Source organism: Picosynechococcus sp. PCC 7003 (genome assembly GCF_001693255.1).
GTDB lineage: Bacteria > Cyanobacteriota > Cyanobacteriia > Cyanobacteriales > MRBY01 > MRBY01.
Map to the genome: position 1 here is coordinate 928,243 of NZ_CP016474.1, position 23,893 is coordinate 952,135.

Below are 23,893 nucleotides of genomic sequence, written 5' to 3' on the forward strand. Positions count from 1 at the left end.
CCCCAACTTCCAGAGCTGCGAACTTCCCAAAGTTATCGCGGCTTTCTCGCTAGTTTTTATGATTGATTGTCGCTTCCTTCGGATGCACAAGCCTTTTTTCCCACTGCAAAAACACTCAAATCAGCCATGGCACACTCATCTCCGTATCGCGTTGTAATCACCGGTTTAGGTGCGATCACCCCGATTGGTAATACCCTAGAGGAGTATTGGGAAGGACTCATGACCGGTCGCAATGGCATTGACCTCGTGACCGCATTTGATGCTTCCCAACATGCCTGTCGCATTGCAGGTGAAGTAAAAGGCTTTGATCCCCTCGCATTCATCCCTAAAAAAGAAGCGAAGCGCATGGATCGATTTTCCCAATTCGCCGTGGCTGCCAGTAAGCAAGCCCTTGCCGATGCGGGTCTAGAGATCAATGCTGACAATGCTCCCGATATCGGTGTGATGATCGGCACCGGGGTCGGTGGCATCAAGGTGATGGAAGACCAGCAGGAAATTTACCTAGAGAAAGGCCCCAGCCGCTGTAGCCCCTTCATGATCCCAATGATGATTGCCAATATGGCGGCAGGGTTAACGGCAATTCATACCGGTGCCCAAGGGCCCAATAGTTGTACGGTGACTGCTTGCGCGGCTGGCTCTAACGCAGTGGGTGAGGCATTCCGTTTGGTGCAGCAAGGCTACGCTAAAGCGATGATTTCTGGAGGCACCGAAGCCGCAATCACCCCTTTAAGTGTTGCCGGATTTGCCTCGGCCCGGGCTTTATCGACCCGCAATGATGATCCCAAGCATGCTTGTCGTCCTTTTGATCAAGATCGTGATGGCTTTGTAATGGGCGAAGGTGCGGGCATTTTAATCCTCGAAGAGCTAGAGCATGCCTTGGCCCGGGGGGCAAAAATCTACGGGGAAATCGTTGGTTACGGCATGACCTGTGATGCTTACCACATGACGGCACCGACTCCCGATGGAGCTGGGGCAACCCGGGCCATTGAATTAGCGCTCAAGGATGGCGACTTGGCTCCGAACCAAGTGAACTACGTGAATGCCCATGGGACGAGTACCCCCGCCAATGACATCACAGAAACGAAAGCGATTAAAAAAGCCCTCGGCGACCAGGCTTATAAAATTTTAGTAAGTTCGACTAAATCCATGACCGGTCACCTCTTGGGTGGTTCTGGGGGGATTGAGGCGGTGGCCACAGTGATGGCGATCGCCAATGATCGCGTCCCCCCAACGATCAACCTCGAAAATCCCCAAGAAGGCTGCGATTTAGATTACGTTCCCAATGAAAGCCGCGAACACCCAGTTGAAGTAGCCCTTTCTAACTCCTTCGGCTTTGGCGGCCACAACGTCACCCTCGCGTTTAAAAAGTATCGCCCGGAATAAATTAGTTGGCGTAAATGTTAGCGATTTGACAGAATCATTCTTGCCCAGTGATCCTAACAGTGGGATGATGGGGGGGATTTTGAGGAGGGCAATTTGCGCTTCTCGATGGTCTAATAACTCCCTATAGTTTTTCTTTATTTGTCGTTTACTGTCAGAAATTTTCACTATGACCGTTGCAACCCAATCCATAGATCAGCTTTGTATTAATGCAATTCGCTTTTTGGCAATTGATGGCGTCGAGAAGGCAAAATCTGGTCACCCCGGTTTACCGATGGGCGCTGCTCCCATGGCCTACACCCTCTGGGACAAATTCATGCGGTTCAACCCCAAAAATCCGAAATGGGTCAACCGCGATCGCTTTGTCCTGTCGGCAGGTCACGGTTCAATGCTGCAGTATGCCTTGATGTACTTAGCGGGCTATGACAGTGTTTCCCTCGAAGACATTAAGCAATTTCGTCAGTGGAAATCGAAGACTCCCGGTCACCCTGAGAACTTCGAGACCCCTGGTGTAGAAGTCACTACTGGCCCCCTCGGCCAAGGGATCGCTAATGCTGTCGGCCTCGCCCTGGCGGAAGCACACCTAGCTGCTCGCTTTAACAAATCTGATGCTACTCTCTTCGACCACTATACCTATGTGATCATGGGTGATGGTTGCAACATGGAAGGGATCTCTGGGGAAGCGGCTTCCATCGCGGGTCACTGGGGTCTCGGCAAATTAATCGCCCTCTATGACGACAACCACATTTCCATCGACGGCTCCACGGACATTGCCTTCACCGAAGATGTCTGTAAGCGTTATGAGTCCTATGGTTGGCATGTTCTCCATGTAGAGGATGGCAACAATGATATTGAGGCGATCGCCAAAGCCATTGAAGCGGCCAAGGCAGTAACCGACAAGCCCTCTCTGATTAAAATTACAACGACGATTGGTTACGGTTCCCCCAACAAAGCCGATACCGCTGGTGTACATGGTGCCGCATTAGGTGGCGATGAAATTGAACTAACCCGCAAAGCCCTTGATTGGCCCTACGCCCCCTTCGAGGTTCCCGAAGATGCCCTCAACCATTTCCGTAAAGCCGTTGAACGGGGTGCCAGCGCCGAAGCAGAGTGGAACCAAGTGTGGGCCACCTACAAAACTAAATATGCTGAAGAAGCCGCAGAATTAGAGCGGATTCTTTCTGGTAAGCCCCCCGCAAACTGGGCTGATGCTCTACCTACCGCCACACCTGCTGATAAAGGCCTTGCGACCCGTAAGCACTCCGAAATCACCCTCAATGCGATCGCCCCAGGATTGCCCGAATTGATTGGGGGTTCTGCGGACTTGACCCACTCTAACTTGACAGAAATCCACGTTTCCGGCGATTTCCAGAAAGGCGCCTACGAAAACCGTAACGTCCACTTCGGCGTTCGGGAACATGCCATGGGCGCAATCTGTAACGGCATTGCCCTCCACGGCACTGGCTTACTGCCCTATGGCGCGACTTTCCTTGTGTTCTCCGACTACATGCGGAACTCGATCCGTTTATCTGCCCTGTCCGAAGCACGGGTAATTTGGGTGATGACCCACGATTCCATTGCTCTCGGTGAAGATGGCCCCACCCACCAACCCATCGAGCACGTTGCTTCTCTGCGGGCGATGCCGAACCTCTATGTTTACCGTCCGGCAGATACCAACGAAACCTCCGGTGCCTATAAAGTGGCCGTTGAAAGTGCAACAACGCCGACCCTATTGGCCCTCACTCGCCAAGGTTTACCTAACCTCGAAGGCAGCTCCATTGAAAATGCCGCAAAAGGTGGCTATGTCCTCTCCGATAGCGAAGGCACCCCTGATCTGATTTTGATTGGTACAGGTAGTGAAGTTCACCTCTGTGTCGAAGCAGCGAAAGCACTCCGAGCCAGCGGTAAGAATGTCCGTGTTGTTTCCATGCCCTGTGTGGAACGCTTCGAAGAGCAAGATGCCGCCTACCAAGAGTCCGTGCTGCCGAAAGCTGTGACCAAACGGGTTGCTGTAGAGGCTGGTGCCACCATGAGCTGGTACAAGTACGTTGGTTTCGAAGGCGCTGTGATCGGCATTGATACCTATGGTGCTTCCGCCCCTGGTGGTGTCGTCATGGAGAAATTTGGTTTTACCGTTGATAACGTTGTAAAAACAGCCGAGACAGTACTGGGTTAAAACCTTTAGTCCGGTCATAGACTGACCATTTTCAGTAAAACGCTTTGGAGGTAGGTTTTTATTCCCTGCCTCTTTTTTTGTGACAATATTGACGCGAAATAAGCATGGTCTGAGAGAACTAGCCTGTCCGCCAAAGGATCGTCCCTGCGGCCACTAACCCCAAGAGATTAGGAAACCAAGTCCCCATAAACGGTGTAATGGTTCCCCAGACTCCCATGGAACTGGAAATCACAGAAATCAGATAGTAAGCAAAGACAATGGCTACTGATAGGCCTACACTGGTGGCTCGGCTGGAATTTTGCGGGCGCAGGCCGATGGCCGATCCGACCATTGCAAAGACAATGCAAACGAAGGGGACAGAAAATTTTTCTTGCTTTCTCACCTGGAGCGTCCGGATCCGCCTTTCGTTGCGACTTAACTTGAGACTTTCTAAACAAACATCAATCACTTGGAGGGTCATTTCATTGGGGCGTTGACAGCGGGTCGCGAGGATCAAAGGAGCATCAGATAGGCTCAAAAAACTGCTTTCAAACTGCTCAATATCACTAAAGGAACCATTAGCCCCAATTTGATAAATGCTGCCATCCCGCACCAGCCAACCCTGTTCATTAGCGTTCCACTGGGCGGCGGCGGCGGTGATAATTCTTTGGGTATCGACGGCGGCGCGATCGAGGATGGTGAGATTGTTCATTTGGGTGCCATCGAAGGTCTCGGCATAAAAGAGGGTTTTGAGGATTTCGCGGTTACCAGTGGCCGTTTGCACCCGTTGATATTCGGGGTAGATAATATTTTTTTCTTGGTAGTCAATGGTTTCTTCTCCCTTGGCAATGTTGGCAATGGTACTGGCCTGTTTGGTGGTCTGGGGGACAATCCAGTCGTTGAAGCCAAAGGTGATACCCGTAATGAGTAACCCCAGGAGAAGACCGGGGATCATTAACCGCAAGGGGGGCAAACCGACGCTGCGTAAGGCGATAATTTCACTAAAAGAAGACAAACTACTGTAGGCGGTGAGGGTTCCTAACAGAGTGGCCATGGGAAGACCGAGGACGAGAAATTCTGGGAGACGGAGGGCGAGGATTTGGAAGGCGATCGCCCAGGTGATTTCATTGGCGACCACATTGCGCATTACCTCGAAGAGAACACCGATGGTGAGGCCCAAACTCGTGAAAATTCCTAACCCAAACAGGAAAGGCCCCACAAGTTGCGCCATAATGTAGCGATCTAATAGTGAAAATACCCTTAAAATTCTCAACATTGTGGTCTAGTCTGATTGGAGCAGCAAATTTTAGCAACGATTTAGCAATTAAAATCCCTAGCCCATCATGCCAAACAAGTTGCGGTTTTGGCTGAACTTGCGCCCCTTTGCCGCTGATTTATCGCTGCGCGTCGGGAACTTCGGGCCCCGATAATGATTCAGTGCCATTGCACTTTGGTTTATTCTAAATTTACTTTTTTTGATAGAGTCCATGTTTGACCTGTTTGCTTCTTTGCTCATTGCCCAGGAATCTGCCCCTTTATTGGTGGCCCAAGAGAACAGGTCGAAGGAAGAGTTGCTCCCGCACCAAGCGCCCACACCAGGGGAAGAGCAAGGGTCTTCTGTGGGGCGATCGCCAGCGGCCATCGTCACGGAACCCCAAGAGGTGCGTCCTTTGCCGGGGAGCTTGAATGAAATTCCGGTCTTTAACAGCAACAGCCCTGAGGTCATTGCCCAGGAAGGCATTTTATTATCCACTTTCCCGAAGGCGGGAAAAACCCAGGCGATCGCCCACCTCGAAACCCCCCTCGAAGGACGCTTTGATATTTTTACCCACCACATTTCCCGTCCCGCCACGGAGCAACGCACCCTATACCAAGGCCTGTTGGTGAATAACCCCACTGGCAGCCCCCGCACCCTCAAAATTCTCCAAGGCATTAGTTACCTCAATAGTGAAGATGCCCCCTTCCGCGAGTTATTACCCTTTGTTGAAGATCCCCAAGGTTTTGTCTATTCCGGCCCCGGATCCCGACTCGTGAGCGATACCCTCCGGGGCAAAAGCCAAGCGCAATTTCCAGAGATTGTCCGTATTCCCCCCTATAGCACCGTGATTTTGGCGAATCTCCCCATTCCGGTCAGCGGTGCCCGCTCTACCTATTTACAAGTGGAAACGGATGGCAGCGTTTATTTGGCCAATTTAGCGAAATATGAAGTCCGCGAAGAAATAGCCACCAGCCGCATTGACAATAATGGCAGTATCGTTGAGGGTAAAGCCTTTCGCTCCCGTCCCCCCAGCCTCGATGAATGGCGATCGCTCCTCACCCAAGGCCAACTCGTCGAACCCCGGGATCTCCCCCCGGTGCCCAGTAAAGATCCGGGCCGCATTATTTATGGACGGGTTGCAGGCATTTCTGTGGGTAGCCAGTGGGAGGCAACCGTCACCGATCCAGGGGCAGAGAGTTTAGCAATCCCCGCTGCCGGCGAAGCGATTTCTTTCCCCATTAGCACCACCAGCACCGGCACTTTTGGCACTAACCAAGTGCAAAGCGCCCCCATGCTCACCCGTTATCCCGATACCGCACTCCAGGGCCATGGTAATTATTTAGTCCATTACAAACTGACTTTTCCCCTCGAAAATACGAGCGATGAATATCAATGGACATCGCTAACGTTTCAAACGCCCATCAAAGATGATCTCCATAGCGATCGCCTCTCCTTTTTTGCATCGCCCCCCAACCGTGTTTTTTATCGAGGCACCGTCCGTATCAACTATCCCAACGAATACCGGCGGCAGATCACCCGCTACATCCACCTAGTGCAACATCGAGGCCAACGCTCAGAACCCCTTGCCACCCTGGAAATTCCCCCCGGCGCAAGTCGTACCGCAGAAATTGACTTTTTCTATCCCCCCGATGCAACACCTCCCCAGGTGATTACCGTGAGAACCCTTGCCCCAGAGGATCGTTAAAGATTCTCAAAATTAAACTCAAAATAATGGAGCGATCGCCCTAGGAACGTCTTGGGGGGAACAGTTGCCCCAAAGGTAGGCCCCAACAGGCAAAATCTCGCCGGATACTGACAGTTGGGTGGGGATCAATAGCCTGGGCAGTTGTTTCAGAAATTAAGAGTGCTGGCAAGAGGGTCAGGGGAATTTGTAGCAAAATATTGCCGAAGAAGAACAGCAGGATCGCGGCGAATAAGCCCAAAATATGCCACTGGGGGAGTCCTGCTGTCAGTCCCACCGCGAGGGGCGCATAATGGGCTACTTGCCACAACAAAATCACCATGGCGATCGCCCCCAGGACATTTAAAATCGGCTGCCGGGTTCCCTGCACTAGTCGTAAAATTTGCCGTTGCCGTTCATCGAGGCGTTCTGGCGGAATTTGAAACACAAAGAGGCTAAAGGGTTGCCAGGGCCGGAGGATTTGCAGCAGCCACACCGGCACTCCGCCCAGGAGCACAATTAAGCCCAATTCAACATTGGCCACGGGAAATGGGATGCCAATCGCCAAGGCGATCGCCAACAAAGACCAAATCAGAGGCAGTAAGGCCAAGCCCGCAACATGTAACCAAAAATAAGGCTCAAACAACATTTTTCCGCCGCCCCAAAAAAACTTGAACGAACAACAGCACAATGCCCTGAATATCCCATGGTGACCCCTGAAAGTAAAGTGGCCCTAGGCACCAGAAGTATAGTAAATTCGAATAAAGAATGGAGGAAAAAGATGTATAGCTTAGACCTCAGAACAAGAGTGGTGAACTTTGTCCGCTCTGGCGGCAGCAAAGCAGAGGCTGCAAGACGCTATGAAGTTTCAGAAGCGACAGTCTATAGTTGGCTCAAGCGTCCCGACCTGAAACCAACAGTAGTGAATCGTCGTCGTCGTAAGCTCGACTGGCAAGCAGTCGCCGAGCATGTCAGGCAGTATCCAGAAGCAAGACTGCTCGATAGAGCCAAGCACTTTGGGGTGACCACAAGTTCAATGCATTATGCCCTCAAACAGATGAAGATAACGAGAAAAAAAACAGCAAAAATATCGAGAGCGTAACCATCGAGAACGGCAACAATATCTCAGAGAACTACGAGAGTTACTCCAAAGGGTAGGAGCAGAGAAATTAGCCTTTATCGATGAATCAGGTTTCGATAACCGCGTGCATCGAAGACATGGATGGGCACCCAGAGGTCAGAAATTATTTGGAGAGAGGACAGGAAAACGCGAAAAGCGAGAGAATCTGTTGGCCGCTCGACAAGAGGGCAAGATGATTGCCCCGATGTTGGTCACAGGAAGCGTGAATGCCATCTGTTTTGAGACATGGTTATCCCATTGGTTGATGCCGCAGCTGAAGGAGAACTCAATATTAGTCATGGATAATGCTCCAATTCACCGCAAAAGCAGGATAAGGGAACTCGCCGACCAGAAGGGTCACATCGTCAAGTTTCTGCCAAAGTACTCCCCAGATTTCAACAAAATAGAACATGATTTTGCTGCTCTCAAGAAGAGAAGGGAATATTTGCCGGAGGGAACCAGTCTTGACCAGCTTATTAGAGATTATTGCGATGACCCTTAATCCTCTAGAACTTATTCGAATTAACTATATAACCAATTGGCTTTTCTCCAACAGGCATCACAAATGTCAAGGAATATAACAAAAAATTAAGTTTGGTTTATCAAATTGTGTCAGAATAGCCAACCTTTCCTAGGCCAACCAGTATTTTTTGCTAAAACTCTTTAAGTGCCTTCAGCTAGCTCGCTATCAGACAGCAGCGTCTGCTCCATATAATGTGATGATGAGCAGAAGAATAGTTATAAATTTTTAATATCCATCTACTTGTCCAAGTAAAGGAGACTCACCATTTATGTTCACTAACGTCAAGTCCGCCATTCGCCACATCAAACCAGATGACATCAATAATCGCACGTTAGTGAAGGTGGTCTATGTCGTGTTGGAGTCCCAGTACCAGAGTGCCCTCTCTGCTGCGGTAAAAGCGATTAACGCGAACCACCCCAAGATTGCGGTTGAAATTAGTGGTTATCTGATTGAAGAGCTGCGTGACCCCGATAACTACGAAGAATTCAAGCGGGAAGTCGCCCAAGCCAACTTATTCATTGCCTCTTTGATCTTCATTGAAGACCTGGCCCAAAAGGTCGTCGAAGCCGTGACGCCCCACCGGGATAACCTAGATGCGGCAATTGTTTTCCCCTCCATGCCAGAAGTGATGCGCCTCAATAAAATGGGTAGCTTCTCCATGGCCCAGTTGGGACAATCCAAGAGTGCCATTGGCGAATTTATGAAAAAACGGAAGGAAAAATCCGGCGCTTCCTTCCAAGATGCCATGCTCAAGCTACTCCGCACCTTGCCGAAGGTTTTAAAATATCTGCCCGTCGAAAAAGCCCAGGATGCCCGCAACTTCATGCTGTCTTTCCAGTATTGGCTGGGTGGCTCCCCCGATAACTTGGAAAACTTCCTGTTGATGATGACAGACAAGTACATTCTCAAAGGCAGCGAAAAGCTCGATAAGGCCGATTATGCGGAACCAGTGGTCTATCCGGACATGGGCATTTGGCATCCCCTGGCCCCAAAAATGTTCGAAGATACCAAGGAATATCTCCAGTGGTACAACAGCCGCGATGATATTAGTGACGAACTGAAAGATCCTCTCGCTCCCTGTATTGGTCTCGTGCTGCAGCGGACGCACCTTGTGACGGGGGATGATGCCCACTATGTCGCCATGCTCCAGGAGTTGGAATATCGCGGCGCGAAGGTGATTCCCATTTTCGCTGGGGGTCTCGATTTCTCGAAGCCGGTGGATGAGTTTTTCTGGGATAACACGGTCGCTGGGGTCGAAAAACTACCTTTGGTAGATACGGTGGTTTCCTTAACTGGTTTTGCCCTTGTCGGTGGCCCGGCGCGGCAGGATCACCCCAAAGCAATTGATTCCCTGAAGCGGTTGAACCGTCCCTACATGGTGGCGCTACCATTGGTCTTCCAAACCACAGAAGAGTGGGAAGAGAGTGATCTCGGTCTGCACCCAATTCAGGTGGCGCTCCAAATTGCGATTCCGGAACTGGATGGGGCGATTGAGCCGATTATTCTGTCTGGTCGTGACGGGGCAACGGGTCGAGCCATTACTCTTCAAGATCGCGTCGAGGCGATCGCCACCCGTGCGTTGAAATGGACGAACCTCCGCAAAAAGCCCAAGTTAGAGAAAAAGCTTGCCATTACAATCTTTAGTTTCCCCCCCGATAAGGGCAACATCGGCACGGCTGCTTACCTCGATGTCTTTGGCTCGATCCATGAGGTGATGAAAGGTCTACGGGACAACGGCTACGACGTTCAAGATATTCCCGAAACCCCCAAAGAGCTGTTAGAGCTGATCATCCATGATGCTCAGGCACAATACGCTTCCCCTGAGCTGAATATTGCCTACCGCATGGGTGTACCGGAGTATGAAGAACTGACCCCCTATTCAAAACGCCTTGAAGAAAATTGGGGTACTCCTCCTGGTGAACTGAACAGTGACGGTCAGAACCTGCTGATCTACGGGAAACATTTTGGTAATTTATTCATCGGCGTACAGCCCACCTTTGGCTACGAAGGCGACCCGATGCGCCTGTTGTTCTCCCGTTCCGCTAGTCCTCACCATGGCTTTGCTGCCTACTACACTTACCTTGAGCGGGTTTGGGGCGCAGATGCGGTGCTGCACTTCGGTACCCATGGCTCCCTGGAATTTATGCCTGGTAAGCAAATGGGGATGTCTGGCGACTGTTACCCCGATAATCTGATCGGCAATATTCCCAACATCTATTACTACGCCGCCAATAACCCCTCGGAAGCCACGATCGCCAAACGGCGGAGTTATGCCAATACCATTTCCTATCTGACTCCCCCGGCAGAGAATGCAGGTCTGTACAAGGGTTTAAAAGAACTCAGCGAATTGATCGGCTCCTACCAAACCCTCAAGGATGGGGCGCGGGGTGTGCAGATTGTGAATACGATCATGGATCAGTCCCGCATCTGCAACCTCGATAAGGATATTGAGATTCCTGAAAAAGATGCGGCTCAAATGTCCCAAGAGGAACGGGATAACATGGTGGGCATTGTCTACCGCAAGTTGATGGAGATTGAATCCCGTCTGTTGCCCTGTGGTCTCCATGTCATCGGTAAACCCCCCACCGCTGAAGAGGCGATCGCCACCTTGGTGAATATTGCTAGCCTCGACCGCGAAGAAGAAGGCATTTGGAGCTTGCCGACAATCATCGCCAAGAGCATTGGGCGCAACATGGAGGATGTTTATCGCAACAGTGACAAAGGCATCCTCGAAGATGTTGAACTCCTGCAAGCAATCACCGAAGCCTGCCGTGCCGCCGTTCGCGCCCTTGTGATGGAACAGGTCAACGCCGAAGGTCGCGTATCCCTTGTCTCCAAGCTGAACTTCTTTAACATGGGCAAAAAAGCCCCATGGGTCGAAGCATTGCACGAGGCAGGTTATGCCAACGTCGATCAAGATCTGCTCAAACCCCTCTTCGACTATTTAGAATTTTGCCTCGAACAGGTTTGTGCCGACAAAGAACTCGGTGGTTTACTGAAGGCCCTCGAAGGGGAATACGTTCTCCCTGGCCCCGGTGGGGATCCCATCCGTAACCCCAACGTATTGCCCACCGGCAAAAATATCCATGCCCTCGATCCCCAATCAATCCCGACCCTTGCCGCAGTCCAATCCGCAAAAATTGTCGTCGATCGCCTGATTGAACGCCAAAAACTCGACAACGGCGGCAACTACCCCGAAACCATCGCCTGTGTCCTCTGGGGAACCGACAACATTAAGACCTACGGCGAATCCCTCGCCCAAATCATGTGGATGGTCGGTGCAAGACCCGTTCCCGATGCCCTCGGTCGCGTTAACAAACTCGAACTGATTCCCCTCGAAGAACTCGGTCGCCCCCGCATTGACGTCGTAGTCAACTGTTCCGGTGTCTTCCGCGATCTGTTCATCAACCAAATGAACCTTTTGGATCAAGCCGTCAAAATGGCCGCCGAAGCCGATGAACCCCTCGAAATGAACTATGTGCGCAAACACGCCCTAGAACAAGCCGAGGAAATGGGCATCAATATCCGTCAAGCCGCGACTCGCATTTTCTCCAATGCGTCCGGTTCCTACTCCTCCAACGTCAACTTGGCAGTGGAAAATAGTTCTTGGGAAGAAGAAAAAGAACTCCAGGACATGTACCTGAACCGCAAATCCTTTGCCTTCAACTCCGATAACCCCGGCGTGATGGACGAAAACCGCAAGGTGTTTGAATCTTCCCTTAAGAAAGCTGATGTGTCCTTCCAGAACCTTGATTCCTCGGAAATCAGCTTAACGGATGTATCCCACTACTTCGACTCTGACCCCACTAAGGTAATCGCCTCCCTCCGTGACGACGGGAAAAAACCCGCTGCCTACATTGCTGATACCACTACCGCCAACGCTCAGGTGCGTACCCTTTCTGAAACTGTACGTCTCGATGCGCGGACAAAACTGCTCAATCCCAAGTGGTACGAGGGCATGCTCTCCCACGGTTATGAGGGTGTGCGCGAACTGTCCAAGCGTCTGGTGAATACCATGGGCTGGTCTGCAACGGCTGACGCGGTAGACAACTGGGTTTACGAAGATACCAACGAAACCTTCATCAAGGATGAGGAAATGTGTAAGCGTCTGATGGATTTGAATCCCAATTCTTTCCGTCGGATGGTGAGCACGTTACTCGAAGTGAATGGTCGTGGTTATTGGGAAACCAGTGATGAAAACCTTGAGCGTTTACAACAGTTGTATCAAGAAGTTGAAGATCGTATTGAAGGTATTGACGGTTAAGATATCAGCCAAAATTTAATCAAGAGAGGGTGGGTTCGTCCCACCTTTTTTATTGGCTTATAATCGAGTTTAGGAAGTAATAATCCAACAGGAGCCTATGTATACGGTTCAACTAAATGAGAAAAATGATCGCCTTGCGCAATTGATTGAAAAGGTTATTCAGGGTGAAGAGGTCGTTATTCTTTGTGATGATGGCTCTTCTTTCGAGTTAATGCCGACGAATCTCAAGAAGCCACAGCCAAAATTCGGCAGCGCAAAGGGTTTAATCTGGATGTCGGATGATTTTGATGATCCGATTGAAGGTTTTGAGGATTATGAACCGTGAAGTTGATTTTAGATACCCATGCTTTCCTCTGGTTTATCAATGGTAGCGATCGCCTTAGCCCAACAGCGAGAGAGCTAATTGAGGATCCAAATAATCAACGTTATCTGAGTATTGCTAGCCTTTGGGAATTGTCGATTAAGGTCAGTATCAATAAACTAAAATTAGGCATGAGCTTAATCGATTTGGTGGAGCGAGAAGTAAAAGGTAATGATATGGAAGTTTTTCAAATTAATCCACATCATTTAGAGAAACTTAGTCAACTGTCTTTTTATCATAAAGATCCTTTTGACAGATTAATTATTGCCCAAAGTTTAGTTGAAGATATAGCAATTATTACCCAAGATTTTCAGTTTATTCAATACTCTGTACGAATATTGTGGTAATCGAATTTAATAAAAGTACAAATCCCCTTTACTGAGAAGTAACCTATCAAAATGAAGTTTGAAGATCTGAAAAAACGGCTTGACAAAGATCGTCCGATGACAACGATTACACTGCGGATGCCAGAAGAGGCGATCGCCTTGTTTTATGAGCAGATTGCCAAGCATCATGGTTTGCCGTTCCAGATTGATGATTATAGTGAGGAGACGCTAGCGACTTTTGCGGCAACAGATCGGGGTGAAGATTTAGTTGTTTGTGAAGATGCCGAGGATATGTTTAGTAAACTAAAGCTTTAGACCCTACTATGAAATTTTAAGGAAAATAAAAAATATGAGTAAGTCGTTTACATTTGTTGATCATGGTTATCAGGGTGAAGAATTTACTCGTCAATTTATCAAACAAGAATTTACAAGTCATAGCTTGTCGAAAATTGCCAAAGCTAAAGCTCCGACCAAAGAAGAACAGGGGCTACGCATCTAATTTGCGAAAAGCAGGCTATACAAGCTTTTCAGAGATGATCGTAATTTTCACTAAATTCTCAAACCTTTATCTGGTAAAGGTTTGAGAATTTAGATGCGTTTACCCTGCAAAGAAGAATTGGTCAATTTAGTTCATAGAAAAATTAAGTCAGGTGAAATAAGTGAAAACGAGGTTTGGAAAGAGTATATTACGAGAGATTGTAATTGGATAAGTTTTAAGATTGGAAGTTGTCAAAAATTAGATATAAACTTACAAGATCCAAAGATTTTACTTTATGAATTTGGACAGGATGGATGGTACGGTCCAATAATAAAAGACGATAAAAAATATCTATTAAGAACTTATCGAATTAGTGCTACAGAAAATGTAAACTATCGTTGGAGTGTGATATGTGAAATTGCTCCTGATTATGTTGCTTTAATGTGGAGAGGCTTTACGGTTCAAGGTCTTGCCGATCAAAAACAAAGAGGATACCAGTTTGAGTTTTGGGATTATATTCCTGATATTTATGAGTTTTTACAAAAAAAATTCATGGGAAATTGGCAAGATATCAACCTCTATAATTTTGTGTTAAAAAATTTATGGTCAAAATATAATCAGCCAAATGATTCTAAATATAAATGGTTTCATGAAGGTGTAAGAGCAACATCTTCAGGTGTAACTTTAAATGCACGAACAGGAAAAGCACTGGATATAGAAGGTAAAGGATTAACGGCTCTATCCAAAGCACTAGCGGAATCCTGTTTGTTAGCTCAAAATCCTCAACTTGATTTATTACTTCAACCTAAAATCGAAGATGCTATTACAAAAACTTTAATGCGTGAATGGGGAACAAGATCTTATGAATTTTCTCTAGAAAAAGTAATGGCAAATTCTCAATCATTGGACAAAAATCAAAAATTAATCAGAGCACATTTTTACTTTGGGAATGGCAATACAACTCAAGGACAAGATAGTCTACAACATATTAAATGTTATGCAGAGTGGGGAGGGGCAAGAAAAGTACTCGAATTTATACTAAATGAATTAAGGGATAATAATGGAAAAATCCAGAGCATTAGTTAAAGCTCTAAACTTCCTATCCATGTATGAAAGAAATGAGCTAGAAAAGATGATTCTATCTCGTGATAGTTTAATGCCCCATGAAATCACCAATAAGCTGTCTATAACCTATGAAAAAGCTTTAGCCTTTTTGCTAGCTTGTGAGCTATATAACTTTGCAAAAGTATATCTACTTGTTTATCATTTATGTGAACCAGATAAATATATAAAAGCAATTCCATTTCATTTAGGAATACCTAAATTGCCTTTTGTATGTGAAAACTGTGATGAAGAAATCGAAGATATCTCCGAGCTCTCGTTTGACGTAATTGCACAGTTTAAATTTAAACAGAGCTTGATTGAAGAATTGAGAAAAAATTAGATGAATATTCATTTAAATTCTCAGCAACTAATACAGAATGCAATAGATGCTTATCAATTATTAGATCAAAGCTTAAAAGCTTGTAGTGAGCAAGGCATAGACCGACTAGAAGTATTTGATAGGCATTTCTATGAACCCCATGAAATTCTTACAGAACTATTATTAGAATTTAAAAATTTTCTCGAAAGTCAGTATTCTTCTCCAGAGGAAAAACAAAATGCAGGATATCTTTTAGAGAAAATCGCCATTTTAAGTTTTGGAAGCTTAAAGGGATACAATAACCTGAAAGCATACCAATCAATGAGTGCTCAATATGATCTATTGATTTCGGGGAATTCTCCAGAATGGGAAAGTCTTTTTTCTATTTTGAGAATAGATGATCTGCCAAAGGGAATACTTTTAGAGGCAAAAGCAACTAATGGCAAAATAAATGATTCACAATTTTCCCGATTATGTAGTTTAATCGATCATAATTTTTCAAAATCCGTAGGTCTGGGTATTTTTTTTAGTATTAATTCACTTTCTGGATTGCCAGAAGAAAGAGAACAACGTCTGAGAAAAGCAAGCGATGGATATCTTAAACAAATCATTTTTTATTGTAAAACTAAAATACCTATTATTGTCTTAGATAAAGAGGACATTCTTCAATTAGATAAGCCGGGAAGCCTGATAAAAATTTTAGATAGAAAAATTCGTGAATTAGAAGAAATGACTGGTACAAAAATTGAGCCTATACAATCAAAAGTTATTGATATTCCTCCAAAATTCAATGATGTTTTAAAGTGGCTTGAATGACATTGAAATTTCTTCATCAAAAGTCAATCACCAAATTTAATTCTTATGTCTTTAGCTCTAACGTTCACTATCCAGAACATTTCCCTGATGCTGTTGGCAAAACTCAACGTGAATTTGAGGAAGAAGCAAAATAGACAATGGCAGTTAAACTATTTGAACAGAAGCGAATTTCTTCAGATGGCGGCAATTCTGATTAGTGTAGATCGAGTCACGTTTTTGACGCGATTACAAGAATATAATGTACCGATGATCGACTTGACAGAAGATGAAATTTCATCGGATTTAGCCAATGCATAAAAAATAAATCGCCGAAAAATTATTACTGGAATAAGAGATGGGCGATCACCTTAATAATCTTTTATTCACGACTGTAAACCGTCGCCAAATAGGGTGCTACGATGGGCAACAAAACCCTCTGCCATCCTGGAGAAGCTGAGCGTCATGGCCAAATCCATTGTCACCCTTGTTGATAATCTGCCGGAAAACAACATCACCACAAAAGTTTTGACGGCTCTCGATACCCTATTTCCAGGGGAATGGATAAATTTTCAGGGATTTGACGACGCGATCCGTCAAATTACCCAAGAGACCAATCCAGAGGTATTGCAACAAATTCGGGACAAGGCGATCGCCCTCTACGATGACCCAAAAAATGGTTACCAAAGTGCAGTTTTTCTGTACCAAACCGTTGATCGAGCCGATGCTGCCCTCGGTACCGCCGCCCTTGCTGACAAAATTGGTGAAAAAATCGGTCTTTTGGGCTTTCTCAGTAAATTGACCCCCAAGGCCGACACCAGCCAAACCATCGATCTCGTGCTGAAAATTTCCGTTGAGGCGATCGCCTACTGCAAACTAAATGGCCTGCCCCAGGCAAATCCCCAAGTTCTCGCCCAAGCCCTCCAAGAAAACTATCGAGGTGCCGCCCTAGTGCGTATGGGAACCCTCGTTTGCGTTGATGGCCTGTTACCCCTGGGGCCAGATTTCCTCGAAAAAGTCCACAACATCATTGGCCAGGTGGATCAAACTGAAGTCCAAAGCAATACTGGCTATACTGTCCTCGGCTCGAGTTTACCAGGGGAAGATACCGCCTCTAAGCTGGGTTTCTTAAGCGAAAATTTCGAGGCCGTGCGGGGCTGGATGCAAAGCTGGATTGCGAAAACTGGTGTGTCCCGTGGCGCTGTATTTAGTCAGTTGGGACGATTTATTGAATTTGCCGACGATAATCTCGACCTAGTGGCGGCCTTCTTAGACCAAACCACCAATTACTTTACCCATACGGGCATTCAAACGGTGGCGACCCACCTGATTAAACGGGCCTATCAGGACGTACAAACAGAGATGGGGTTACTCCCTGGGACAGCCGCCCCAGAACCAGCGCCCGCCGATGCCGGGGCGACGACTCTACAGTTACCCCAACCGCAATTTCGCCATGTGCAGACGGATATGGTGCTGGCGATCCCCAAAGTTTCCATTGTTCACATCGGGAAGCCGAATCCCCAATATCCGCCGGAAGTCGATTTATCGCCGTTGCCCAATAGTGATGTTGTTTCCCGGCTCCACGCGAATTTGTGGAGTGATAATGGTTTTGAATATTACATCCTGGATGTTGGGAGTTCCAACGGCACTTACCTCAATGGCGTTTTGTTGGAACCCAAGGAAAAACATCTGCTGCAAAACGGCGATCGCCTCGATTTTGGTCGGGGCGAAAAGGTCAGTCTCATCTTTGAAATGGGCTAACTGGGCTAACTAAAGATCAAAGTCCGTTGTGAAAATGTCGCGGGTCATGGGCTGGGCAATCTCTAGCCCCTCACCCCCTAGCACTTCCAGGGGTTCCCCTTCGATCTGGAACCATACTGCGGCGGTGGGATCAAGGCTGGTGGCCGTATAGAGCACCTGGGCAACGCGACCAATCATCGAGGCACTGCCGCCGCCAAACTGAAACTCTTCGGATAAATTCACCACAATGCCATCCCCCTGGATGATCAGACTCAACAGTTCTGTACCGGGGGGAATCGTGCTACTGAGGCTATCCCCTGGGGTTTCTGTGAGCAATTGGGTAAAGAGGCTTTCCAGTTGGCCTGTGGGCGTTTCTGCGGTGGGGGTCACTTCCACGGGGGCTAAGGCTAGGCGATCGCCTTCGTCTTTGAGCCAGTAAACCGTCGGTTGAGGCGTCGTTTCCCCAGGATTTGAATCTGGATTATTGTCAGTGGGGTCTTCACCATCTGGAGGCGGATTATTGTTATCCACTGGGGGCTGTTCATTCACCACTGGGGGGGGATTGTTGCCATTGGGCATTTCGGTACAAGCGGTCGTGAAGGCGATCGCCAATGCCACTGTACCCAACCCTTGCCAAACGCGTCGTGTCCAGATCATTTGTTTTACCATTGCAAACTTACAGAGCAAAATCCTATACCTCATCCTTTGACAGTCGGTGACCCAATAAAGATTCACTCAAGTAAGTCACCAAAATATACAAAATCGGCACCACAAACAAACTCAATAAAGTCGCCACCAGCATCCCCCCAAAGACCGTCGTCCCCAAAGACTGACGACTGGCGGCCCCGGCCCCCGTTGCCAATGTTAAGGGAAAGATCCCCGATAAAGTCGAAATTGCGGTCATTAAAATTGGTCGGAGTCGTTCCCGGGCTGCCTCAATGGCCGCCTTGGTAATCGATAGTCCTTCGCCGCGCAAATGGTTCGCAAATTCCACAATTAAGATGGCATTTTTACTGGCCAAACCAATCAACATCACCAGACCCACCTGGCAGTACACATCGTTAGGGAAACCCCTAAGTACCAATGCCGTCAGAGCGCCACAAATAGCCAAGGGTACCGAGAGCAGAATAATTGCCGGATCCAAGAAATTTTCGTATTGCGCAGCCAAAACCAAGAAGACGAAGACCAACCCCAAACCAAAAATAATCGGTGCTTGCCCCCCTGACTCAATTTCCTCTAAGGCTGTGCCCGCCCACTCATAACCAAAACTGCGGGGTAACGTTTGCTGGGCGATGCGCTCCATGGTTTGTAGTGCTTCACCAGAACTGACCCCCGGGGCCGCAGAACCATTAATTTCAATGGAACGCAACAGATTGTAGTGGTTAATTGTTTGGGCACCAGATCCCGGCGTGAGGGTGAATAACTGTCCGAGAGAAATCATTTCACCGGTGTCGGAGCGGGTATAAACCTGACCAATATCCGCTGGATTATCTCGAAATAGACCATCCATCTGGACATAAACCCGGTAATTGTCCTGACCCAAATCAAAGTCATTGACATAGGTAGACCCGAAGGCCGTTTGTAATGTGCCATAGACCTGGGCAATGTTAATATTTTTCGCCTTCGCAAAATCCCGTTTAAGTTCAAGGTCATATTTCGGATTATTGGCGGCGTAGGTACTAAATACCCCTTGGAGGGCTGGGTCTTGGTTTGCCGCGCCTAGCAGTTGCCCCATGACCCCCACCAAATCCTGGATGGCAGCGCGTCCACTGCGGTCTTGGAGTTGGAACTGGAAACCACCAAAGTTACTGAGACCTTGGATCGGTGGTGGGTTCACCGGAAAGACGCGGGCTTCAGTAATTTGGGCAAAAGTTGGAAATAGGCGACCAATGATTCCTTGGGCTGTTTGTTCAGGTCGAGTCCGCTCTGACCAGGGCTTTAGGGGACAAAAAATGACGCCCGAATTGGCCTGACTCCCACCGCCAAAACTAAAGCCGCTGATGGCAAAGGTGCCGTCAATTTCGGGGATCTTGAGGAGTTCTGCTTCCACCTGCGCCATCACAGCATCGGTGAACTGCATTGAAACCCCTTGGGGCGCTTGGACAATGGTGATGATGTAGCCTTGGTCCTCTTCGGGCACAAAGGCACCGGGGACAATTTGATAAAGCCAGACAGTAATGGCAAGCAGGGCAACGAAAAGACCCACGACCACATATTTCATCCGCGTCAACTGGATTAATAGCTTCTGGTAGCGGCGACGGAGCCAGGTTTGAAACCGATTGAATTGGTTAAAGACTTTTCCCAAGGCGCTGGTGGGTTCGGGGCGATCGCGCAACAAAACCCCAGCGAGGGAAGGGGTTAGGCTGAGGGCGATAAAGGTTGAAATCGCAATAGAAAACGCAATAGTAAGGGCAAATTGCTGATACAAAGCCCCTGTCGTCCCTGGGAAAAAAGCCACCGGAATAAACACAGCCATCAGGACTAGGGAGGTGGCAATCACGGCTCCGGTCAACTCTTGCATCGCGGCGATCGCCGCCTGTTTCGGGGCCATGCCTTTCTCGTGGATCAGTCGGGCAATGTCTTCGACGACCACAATCGCATCATCCACTACTAAACCCGTTGCGAGGGTGAGACCAAAAAGGGTCAGACTGTTAATCGAAAAATTGAAAAGCTTGATGAAAATGAACGTCCCAATCAGGGCGATGGGGATCGTTAAGGTCGGTACAAGGGTGGTGCGCCAATCTTGGAGAAAAAGGAAAATCACAAAAATCACTAAGGCGATCGCCGTCAATAAAGTGATCACCACTTCTCGCATCGATGCCGCCACATAATCGGTCGTATTAAACGCAATGCGATAGTCCAACCCAGGCGGAAACTGCTCCGAGAGAACTTTCATTTCTTCAATGACGCGATTCGCCACATCCAGGGCATTACTGCCTGGCCGCTGGAAGATCCCAATCCCAACCGCCTGGTTTCCCCGGTAACGAACGGTGGTGTTGTAGTTCTCTGCCCCTAGTTCAACGCGGCCCACATCCCGCAGTTTAATAATCTGACCCTGATCATCAACCTTGAGTACCAGCTCTTCAAACTCTGGCACTGTCCCCAGGCGTCCCCCTTGAATTTCTAGGTCAAACTGATACTGTTGTCCCGCTGGAGAGGGGGATTGGCCCAACTGTCCAGCTCCCACCAGGCGATTTTGTTCTTGGATCGCTGCAACCACGTCCTGGGGAATGAGACGGCGGGCCGCCAGACGATTGGGATCGAGCCAGACCCGCATCGCATAGCGACGTTCCCCAAAAATCTGGACATTACCGACCCCCTCTAGTTTGCGGAGAGCATCGAGCAGGTAATTATCGGCATAATTACTCAGAAAAACATCATCATATTCGCCCGCCTCGGAGTACAAACCGACCCCAAGGACAATGTTATTGCTGCTTTTTGCGACCCTAACCCCGTTCCGCTGGACTTCTGCTGGCAGTTGTGAGGTGACAGCGGCGAGTCGGTTTTGGATATCAACGGCGGCGAGATCTTCATTACGACTGGCATCAAAGGTGGCCACAATGGTACTGAGGCCGTCGTTACTGCTGGTGGAGGAAAGATATCTGAGACCTTCAATACCGTTGAGTTCTGCTTCGAGGATATTGGTAACGGTTTGTTCGACTACTTCAGCACTAGCCCCGGTGTAGCTGGCCGTGATGCTGATTTGGGTGGGACTAATTTGGGGAAACTGGGCGACCGGGAGGCTGGGAATCGTAATCAGACCGACCAGTAAAATAATGACCCCACAAACCAGGGCAAAGATGGGCTTCTTAATAAAGAGCTTAGAAAACATGAAGAGAATCTGAGGAAAGCATCTCCCTATCGTAAGAGTTTTTTCCTAGAAAGACAGGCAACTTTCTGGATCCTGCGTCAAATTCTTTGTTTTTGCGTCCCGAATCAGAAAAGCTTTAATGGGGCAAGGCTTGACGTTAAAATTGGAATTCACCCTTGTTCACCTTCGTCCCCCCACAGTAATGACTTCTGCTTCTCCGTCACCTCAGTTAAGCGATCAACTGCCGCCAACGGTGGAATTACGGCCTAGTTACAACATTCCCCTGGTGCTGATCATTGCCGGGATTCCCCTGGCGCTCTGGCAAATTTGGGTGGGGGCGATCGCCTCATTGTTTGGCCTATTTTTACTGTTTCAAGCGGTGACCCTACGGCTAGAATTCACCGCAACGGATTTAGATGTGTATCGCAGTGGCGATCGCATTCGGCGTTTTCCCTATCGCGAGTGGCAAAATTGGCGCATCTTTTGGACAAGGGTTCCTATCCTGTTCTACTTTAAAGAAATCAATAGCATTCATTTTTTACCGATTATTTTTGACCCCCGCACCCTCCAGCAGATGCTTGAAGCGCGCTGCCCTCGCCAAGATTAACACCCTTCACTAAATATCGTTTTTTTCCTGCTTTGCCACCTGTTGCCCCTAAGGACAAACTTTTATGAGTTCAGACCCCCAACAAGACCGACCCAAATTAGACCTGCAACCTACCCCAAAAGAACCATTAAATTTGCCCTCTGAAACGAGTGGTACTGAGACTGATGCCAGTGCTTCAACTCCCGCGCCTGACCAGATCCCAGAGGCTACGGTAGACGGCACTGAATTGGAAAAATTATGGGCAGAAAAAGAGACTCTTTTGGCAGAAATTGCCGAACTTAAGGCAGAAAAAGAGACCCTCTTACAGGCAGAAACAGGGGATCTCCAAGCTCAACTAGAACGGTTGATGGCCACAGGACTCCAAACCCTCGAAGACAGGCAGGCAAGCCTGCAAAAGTCCATTGCCCAGTTGGAGCGACGCCGGGACAAAATCCGTGAGGAAATGCGTACCACCTTTGCGGGCACTTCCCAGGAAATTGCGGTGCGGGTACAAGGGTTTAAGGATTATCTCATCGGGAGCTTACAGGATTTGGCGATCGCCGCCGAACAGTTAGATTTACCTAGCTTTGATCAAGATTGGTCTGCGGCGCCCTCCCAGGTGCCGCCTCCAGAGCCTCCCCCCCAGAAGTTAATCCCACCCCAGTTTTCAGAACAAAGTTTTGCGGCCAAGGCGCGCCGAATTCAAGAAATGCTGGATCAATACCGGATGTCGCCAGACTACTATGGCCCCCCCTGGCAACTGCGCCGTACCTTCGAGCCGATCCATAGTGAACGGGTAAAGAAATGGTTCTTTGACCAAGGCGGACGAGGCGCAATCCGGAGCATGGGCAGCCGTCTGCAAAATATTTTGGTGGCTTCGGCCAGTTTGTCGGTGCTCTACAGTCTCTATGGCGATCGCCTCCGGGCCTTGATTTTAGCCAATACCCCAGAACGGCTCGGGGAATGGCGGCGGGGACTCCAGGACTGTTTAGGCATCTCCCGCAGTGACTTTGGGCCAAATTCTGGGGTCATTTTATTTGAAAGTCCCGATGCCCTCGTCCAAAAGGCGGATCGACTCGTAGAAGATGATAGACTACCGCTAATCATTATTGATGAAGCTGAGGACAATATTAATCTGTCGTTGCTGCAATACCCGTTGTGGCTTGCATTTGCGCCGGAACCCCAGTCCGATTCTTCTTACTTTTTCTAAGTTTTCGCACGTGTTTCCTGCATCGGAGTAATGGGTTATGAATCTTTCGTTGGCGATCGCCCCCTTTTGCATCGGAGTGGCCTATTTATTGGGGGCTATTCCCACAGGCTACCTAGCTGGCAAGTGGCTCAAGGGGATTGATATCCGCGATTATGGTTCCCGCTCCACAGGGGCCACCAACGTCCTCAGAACCCTCGGTAAAAAAGCTGGGATCACGGTGTTACTCTTTGATGCGCTCAAGGGGGTTACGGCGATTTTATTTTTCAAGCTGCTTTATACCCACCCCGAATGGATAGCCTTCCCTGCCAACTATGATCAATATTGGCTCACCATGGCCGTGGCGATCGCCGCTGTCTTGGGCCACAGCAAATCTATTTTCATTGGCTTTAACGGCGGAAAATCTGTCGCCACCAGTATCGGTGTTCTTTTGATCATGGCCCCTTGGGTTGCCCTGGGCACCATCGTCACCTTTGCGGCGGCAATTACTTTAACCCAAATTGTTTCCCTGAGTTCGATTAGTGGGGCGATCGCCGTGATGCTTTTGATGATTGTTTTACAACAGCCCCTCCCCTACATCCTTTTCGGGGCGATCGCTGGCATTTATGTGATTGCCCGCCACCGCACCAATATCCAAAGAATCATTGCTGGCACCGAACCTAAACTTGGGGCTAAGGCGACAAACTAAACCTTAAAATTAGCGCTCAACAGATAAAGTTTTTCCTTAAAAATAGGGAGAAGATTTTCTGTACTTTTGGATGAACTTATCCGGCCTAATTTACTTGGAA

Annotated in this window: 20 protein-coding genes and 1 pseudogene; 17 read left to right on the forward strand and 4 right to left on the reverse strand. The window is 48.3% G+C overall.

The window, feature by feature from the left end; translation table 11 throughout:
- The first annotated feature begins 126 nt into the window (after positions 1 to 126).
- Entirely contained in the window at positions 127 to 1,383 is a 1,257-nt protein-coding gene (gene fabF, locus AWQ21_RS04490; protein ID WP_065713499.1) for a beta-ketoacyl-ACP synthase II, read from the forward strand.
- Positions 1,384 to 1,549: 166 nt separating this feature from the next.
- Positions 1,550 to 3,556, forward strand: a complete 2,007-nt coding sequence (gene tkt / locus AWQ21_RS04495; RefSeq protein ID WP_065713500.1) for a transketolase — start codon at positions 1,550 to 1,552, stop codon at positions 3,554 to 3,556.
- A gap of 118 nt (positions 3,557 to 3,674) precedes the next feature.
- Here tkt and AWQ21_RS04500 read toward each other — a convergent pair whose 3' ends face one another.
- Complete coding sequence (locus AWQ21_RS04500; protein WP_232315064.1) at positions 3,675 to 4,766, reverse strand: LptF/LptG family permease; 1,092 nt, start codon at positions 4,764 to 4,766, stop codon at positions 3,675 to 3,677.
- A 256-nt stretch (positions 4,767 to 5,022) separates the two neighbouring features.
- Between AWQ21_RS04500 and AWQ21_RS04505 the strand changes: the two genes are divergently transcribed.
- A complete protein-coding gene (locus AWQ21_RS04505) occupies positions 5,023 to 6,498 on the forward strand; it encodes a DUF3370 domain-containing protein (protein ID WP_083997962.1) in 1,476 nt (491 codons plus the stop codon).
- A gap of 40 nt (positions 6,499 to 6,538) precedes the next feature.
- Here AWQ21_RS04505 and AWQ21_RS04510 read toward each other — a convergent pair whose 3' ends face one another.
- Complete coding sequence (locus AWQ21_RS04510) at positions 6,539 to 7,123, reverse strand: low-complexity tail membrane protein (RefSeq protein WP_065713502.1); 585 nt, start codon at positions 7,121 to 7,123, stop codon at positions 6,539 to 6,541.
- 132 nt (positions 7,124 to 7,255) lie between these two features.
- Here AWQ21_RS04510 and AWQ21_RS16020 point away from each other — a divergent pair.
- The 11 genes and pseudogenes from AWQ21_RS16020 (at position 7,256) to AWQ21_RS04565 (ending at position 17,522) form a co-directional block, all read left to right on the forward strand.
- Positions 7,256 to 8,096 (forward strand): annotated as a pseudogene (locus tag AWQ21_RS16020) (IS630 family transposase).
- Between the two features lie 289 nt (positions 8,097 to 8,385).
- The gene (locus AWQ21_RS04525; RefSeq protein WP_065713503.1) at positions 8,386 to 12,381 is read left to right on the forward strand and encodes a magnesium chelatase subunit H; all 3,996 of its coding nucleotides are present in this window, start codon (positions 8,386 to 8,388) and stop codon (positions 12,379 to 12,381) included.
- A 97-nt stretch (positions 12,382 to 12,478) separates the two neighbouring features.
- Positions 12,479 to 12,706 (forward strand): type II toxin-antitoxin system Phd/YefM family antitoxin, encoded by a 228-nt coding sequence (locus AWQ21_RS04530; RefSeq protein ID WP_065713504.1) that lies wholly within the window; start codon positions 12,479 to 12,481, stop codon positions 12,704 to 12,706.
- Positions 12,703 to 13,089, forward strand: coding sequence for a type II toxin-antitoxin system VapC family toxin (locus AWQ21_RS04535; RefSeq protein ID WP_065713505.1), 387 nt, complete (start codon positions 12,703 to 12,705; stop codon positions 13,087 to 13,089). Before AWQ21_RS04530 ends, AWQ21_RS04535 begins: the two co-directional genes overlap by 4 nt.
- Before the next feature lie 51 nt (positions 13,090 to 13,140).
- The gene (locus AWQ21_RS04540; protein WP_065713506.1) at positions 13,141 to 13,383 is read left to right on the forward strand and encodes a type II toxin-antitoxin system RelB/DinJ family antitoxin; all 243 of its coding nucleotides are present in this window, start codon (positions 13,141 to 13,143) and stop codon (positions 13,381 to 13,383) included.
- 34 nt (positions 13,384 to 13,417) lie between these two features.
- On the forward strand, positions 13,418 to 13,567 hold the full coding sequence (locus AWQ21_RS16160; protein ID WP_157094695.1) for a hypothetical protein: 150 nt from the start codon (positions 13,418 to 13,420) through the stop codon (positions 13,565 to 13,567).
- A 93-nt stretch (positions 13,568 to 13,660) separates the two neighbouring features.
- Positions 13,661 to 14,632, forward strand: a complete 972-nt coding sequence (locus tag AWQ21_RS16025) for a hypothetical protein (protein ID WP_083997963.1) — start codon at positions 13,661 to 13,663, stop codon at positions 14,630 to 14,632.
- Entirely contained in the window at positions 14,607 to 14,990 is a 384-nt protein-coding gene (locus AWQ21_RS04550) for a hypothetical protein (protein WP_083997964.1), read from the forward strand. Before AWQ21_RS16025 ends, AWQ21_RS04550 begins: the two co-directional genes overlap by 26 nt.
- Positions 14,991 to 15,785, forward strand: coding sequence for a hypothetical protein (locus AWQ21_RS04555; RefSeq protein WP_065713507.1), 795 nt, complete (start codon positions 14,991 to 14,993; stop codon positions 15,783 to 15,785).
- Between the two features lie 177 nt (positions 15,786 to 15,962).
- The gene (locus AWQ21_RS16470; protein ID WP_232315116.1) at positions 15,963 to 16,082 is read left to right on the forward strand and encodes a UPF0175 family protein; all 120 of its coding nucleotides are present in this window, start codon (positions 15,963 to 15,965) and stop codon (positions 16,080 to 16,082) included.
- A gap of 144 nt (positions 16,083 to 16,226) precedes the next feature.
- Positions 16,227 to 17,522 (forward strand): FHA domain-containing protein, encoded by a 1,296-nt coding sequence (locus AWQ21_RS04565; protein WP_065713508.1) that lies wholly within the window; start codon positions 16,227 to 16,229, stop codon positions 17,520 to 17,522.
- Positions 17,523 to 17,531: 9 nt separating this feature from the next.
- Here AWQ21_RS04565 and AWQ21_RS04570 read toward each other — a convergent pair whose 3' ends face one another.
- Complete coding sequence (locus AWQ21_RS04570) at positions 17,532 to 18,170, reverse strand: GerMN domain-containing protein (RefSeq protein ID WP_232315066.1); 639 nt, start codon at positions 18,168 to 18,170, stop codon at positions 17,532 to 17,534.
- A 22-nt stretch (positions 18,171 to 18,192) separates the two neighbouring features.
- On the reverse strand, positions 18,193 to 21,333 hold the full coding sequence (locus tag AWQ21_RS04575; protein WP_065713510.1) for an efflux RND transporter permease subunit: 3,141 nt from the start codon (positions 21,331 to 21,333) through the stop codon (positions 18,193 to 18,195).
- A 181-nt stretch (positions 21,334 to 21,514) separates the two neighbouring features.
- On the opposite strand from AWQ21_RS04575, the gene AWQ21_RS04580 reads away from it, so the two are divergent.
- From AWQ21_RS04580 to plsY, 3 genes are all read left to right on the forward strand, one after another.
- Positions 21,515 to 21,919, forward strand: coding sequence for a DUF3119 family protein (locus AWQ21_RS04580; RefSeq protein ID WP_083998051.1), 405 nt, complete (start codon positions 21,515 to 21,517; stop codon positions 21,917 to 21,919).
- Between the two features lie 64 nt (positions 21,920 to 21,983).
- The gene (locus AWQ21_RS04585; RefSeq protein WP_065713512.1) at positions 21,984 to 23,108 is read left to right on the forward strand and encodes a DUF3086 domain-containing protein; all 1,125 of its coding nucleotides are present in this window, start codon (positions 21,984 to 21,986) and stop codon (positions 23,106 to 23,108) included.
- A gap of 37 nt (positions 23,109 to 23,145) precedes the next feature.
- Entirely contained in the window at positions 23,146 to 23,793 is a 648-nt protein-coding gene (plsY, locus tag AWQ21_RS04590; RefSeq protein ID WP_065713513.1) for a glycerol-3-phosphate 1-O-acyltransferase PlsY, read from the forward strand.
- Positions 23,794 to 23,893 lie beyond the last annotated feature (100 nt).

Bases quoted from the DNA above. Each gene is read 5' to 3' on its own strand.
- fabF (WP_065713499.1), top strand. From the start codon at position 127: ATGGCACACTCATCTCCGTATCGCGTTGTAATCACCGGTTTAGGTGCG.
- AWQ21_RS16025 (WP_083997963.1), top strand. From the start codon at position 13,661: ATGCGTTTACCCTGCAAAGAAGAATTGGTCAATTTAGTTCATAGAAAA.
- AWQ21_RS04505 (WP_083997962.1), top strand. From the start codon at position 5,023: ATGTTTGACCTGTTTGCTTCTTTGCTCATTGCCCAGGAATCTGCCCCT.
- AWQ21_RS04510 (WP_065713502.1), bottom strand. From the start codon at position 7,123: ATGTTGTTTGAGCCTTATTTTTGGTTACATGTTGCGGGCTTGGCCTTA.
- AWQ21_RS04580 (WP_083998051.1), top strand. From the start codon at position 21,515: ATGACTTCTGCTTCTCCGTCACCTCAGTTAAGCGATCAACTGCCGCCA.
- AWQ21_RS04565 (WP_065713508.1), top strand. From the start codon at position 16,227: ATGGCCAAATCCATTGTCACCCTTGTTGATAATCTGCCGGAAAACAAC.
- AWQ21_RS16470 (WP_232315116.1), top strand. From the start codon at position 15,963: ATGGCGGCAATTCTGATTAGTGTAGATCGAGTCACGTTTTTGACGCGA.
- plsY (WP_065713513.1), top strand. From the start codon at position 23,146: ATGAATCTTTCGTTGGCGATCGCCCCCTTTTGCATCGGAGTGGCCTAT.
- AWQ21_RS16160 (WP_157094695.1), top strand. From the start codon at position 13,418: ATGAGTAAGTCGTTTACATTTGTTGATCATGGTTATCAGGGTGAAGAA.
- tkt (WP_065713500.1), top strand. From the start codon at position 1,550: ATGACCGTTGCAACCCAATCCATAGATCAGCTTTGTATTAATGCAATT.
- AWQ21_RS04570 (WP_232315066.1), bottom strand. From the start codon at position 18,170: ATGGTAAAACAAATGATCTGGACACGACGCGTTTGGCAAGGGTTGGGT.
- AWQ21_RS04575 (WP_065713510.1), bottom strand. From the start codon at position 21,333: ATGTTTTCTAAGCTCTTTATTAAGAAGCCCATCTTTGCCCTGGTTTGT.
- AWQ21_RS04555 (WP_065713507.1), top strand. From the start codon at position 14,991: ATGAATATTCATTTAAATTCTCAGCAACTAATACAGAATGCAATAGAT.
- AWQ21_RS04500 (WP_232315064.1), bottom strand. From the start codon at position 4,766: ATGGCGCAACTTGTGGGGCCTTTCCTGTTTGGGTTAGGAATTTTCACG.
- AWQ21_RS04585 (WP_065713512.1), top strand. From the start codon at position 21,984: ATGAGTTCAGACCCCCAACAAGACCGACCCAAATTAGACCTGCAACCT.
- AWQ21_RS04540 (WP_065713506.1), top strand. From the start codon at position 13,141: ATGAAGTTTGAAGATCTGAAAAAACGGCTTGACAAAGATCGTCCGATG.
- AWQ21_RS04530 (WP_065713504.1), top strand. From the start codon at position 12,479: ATGTATACGGTTCAACTAAATGAGAAAAATGATCGCCTTGCGCAATTG.
- AWQ21_RS04525 (WP_065713503.1), top strand. From the start codon at position 8,386: ATGTTCACTAACGTCAAGTCCGCCATTCGCCACATCAAACCAGATGAC.
- AWQ21_RS04550 (WP_083997964.1), top strand. From the start codon at position 14,607: ATGGAAAAATCCAGAGCATTAGTTAAAGCTCTAAACTTCCTATCCATG.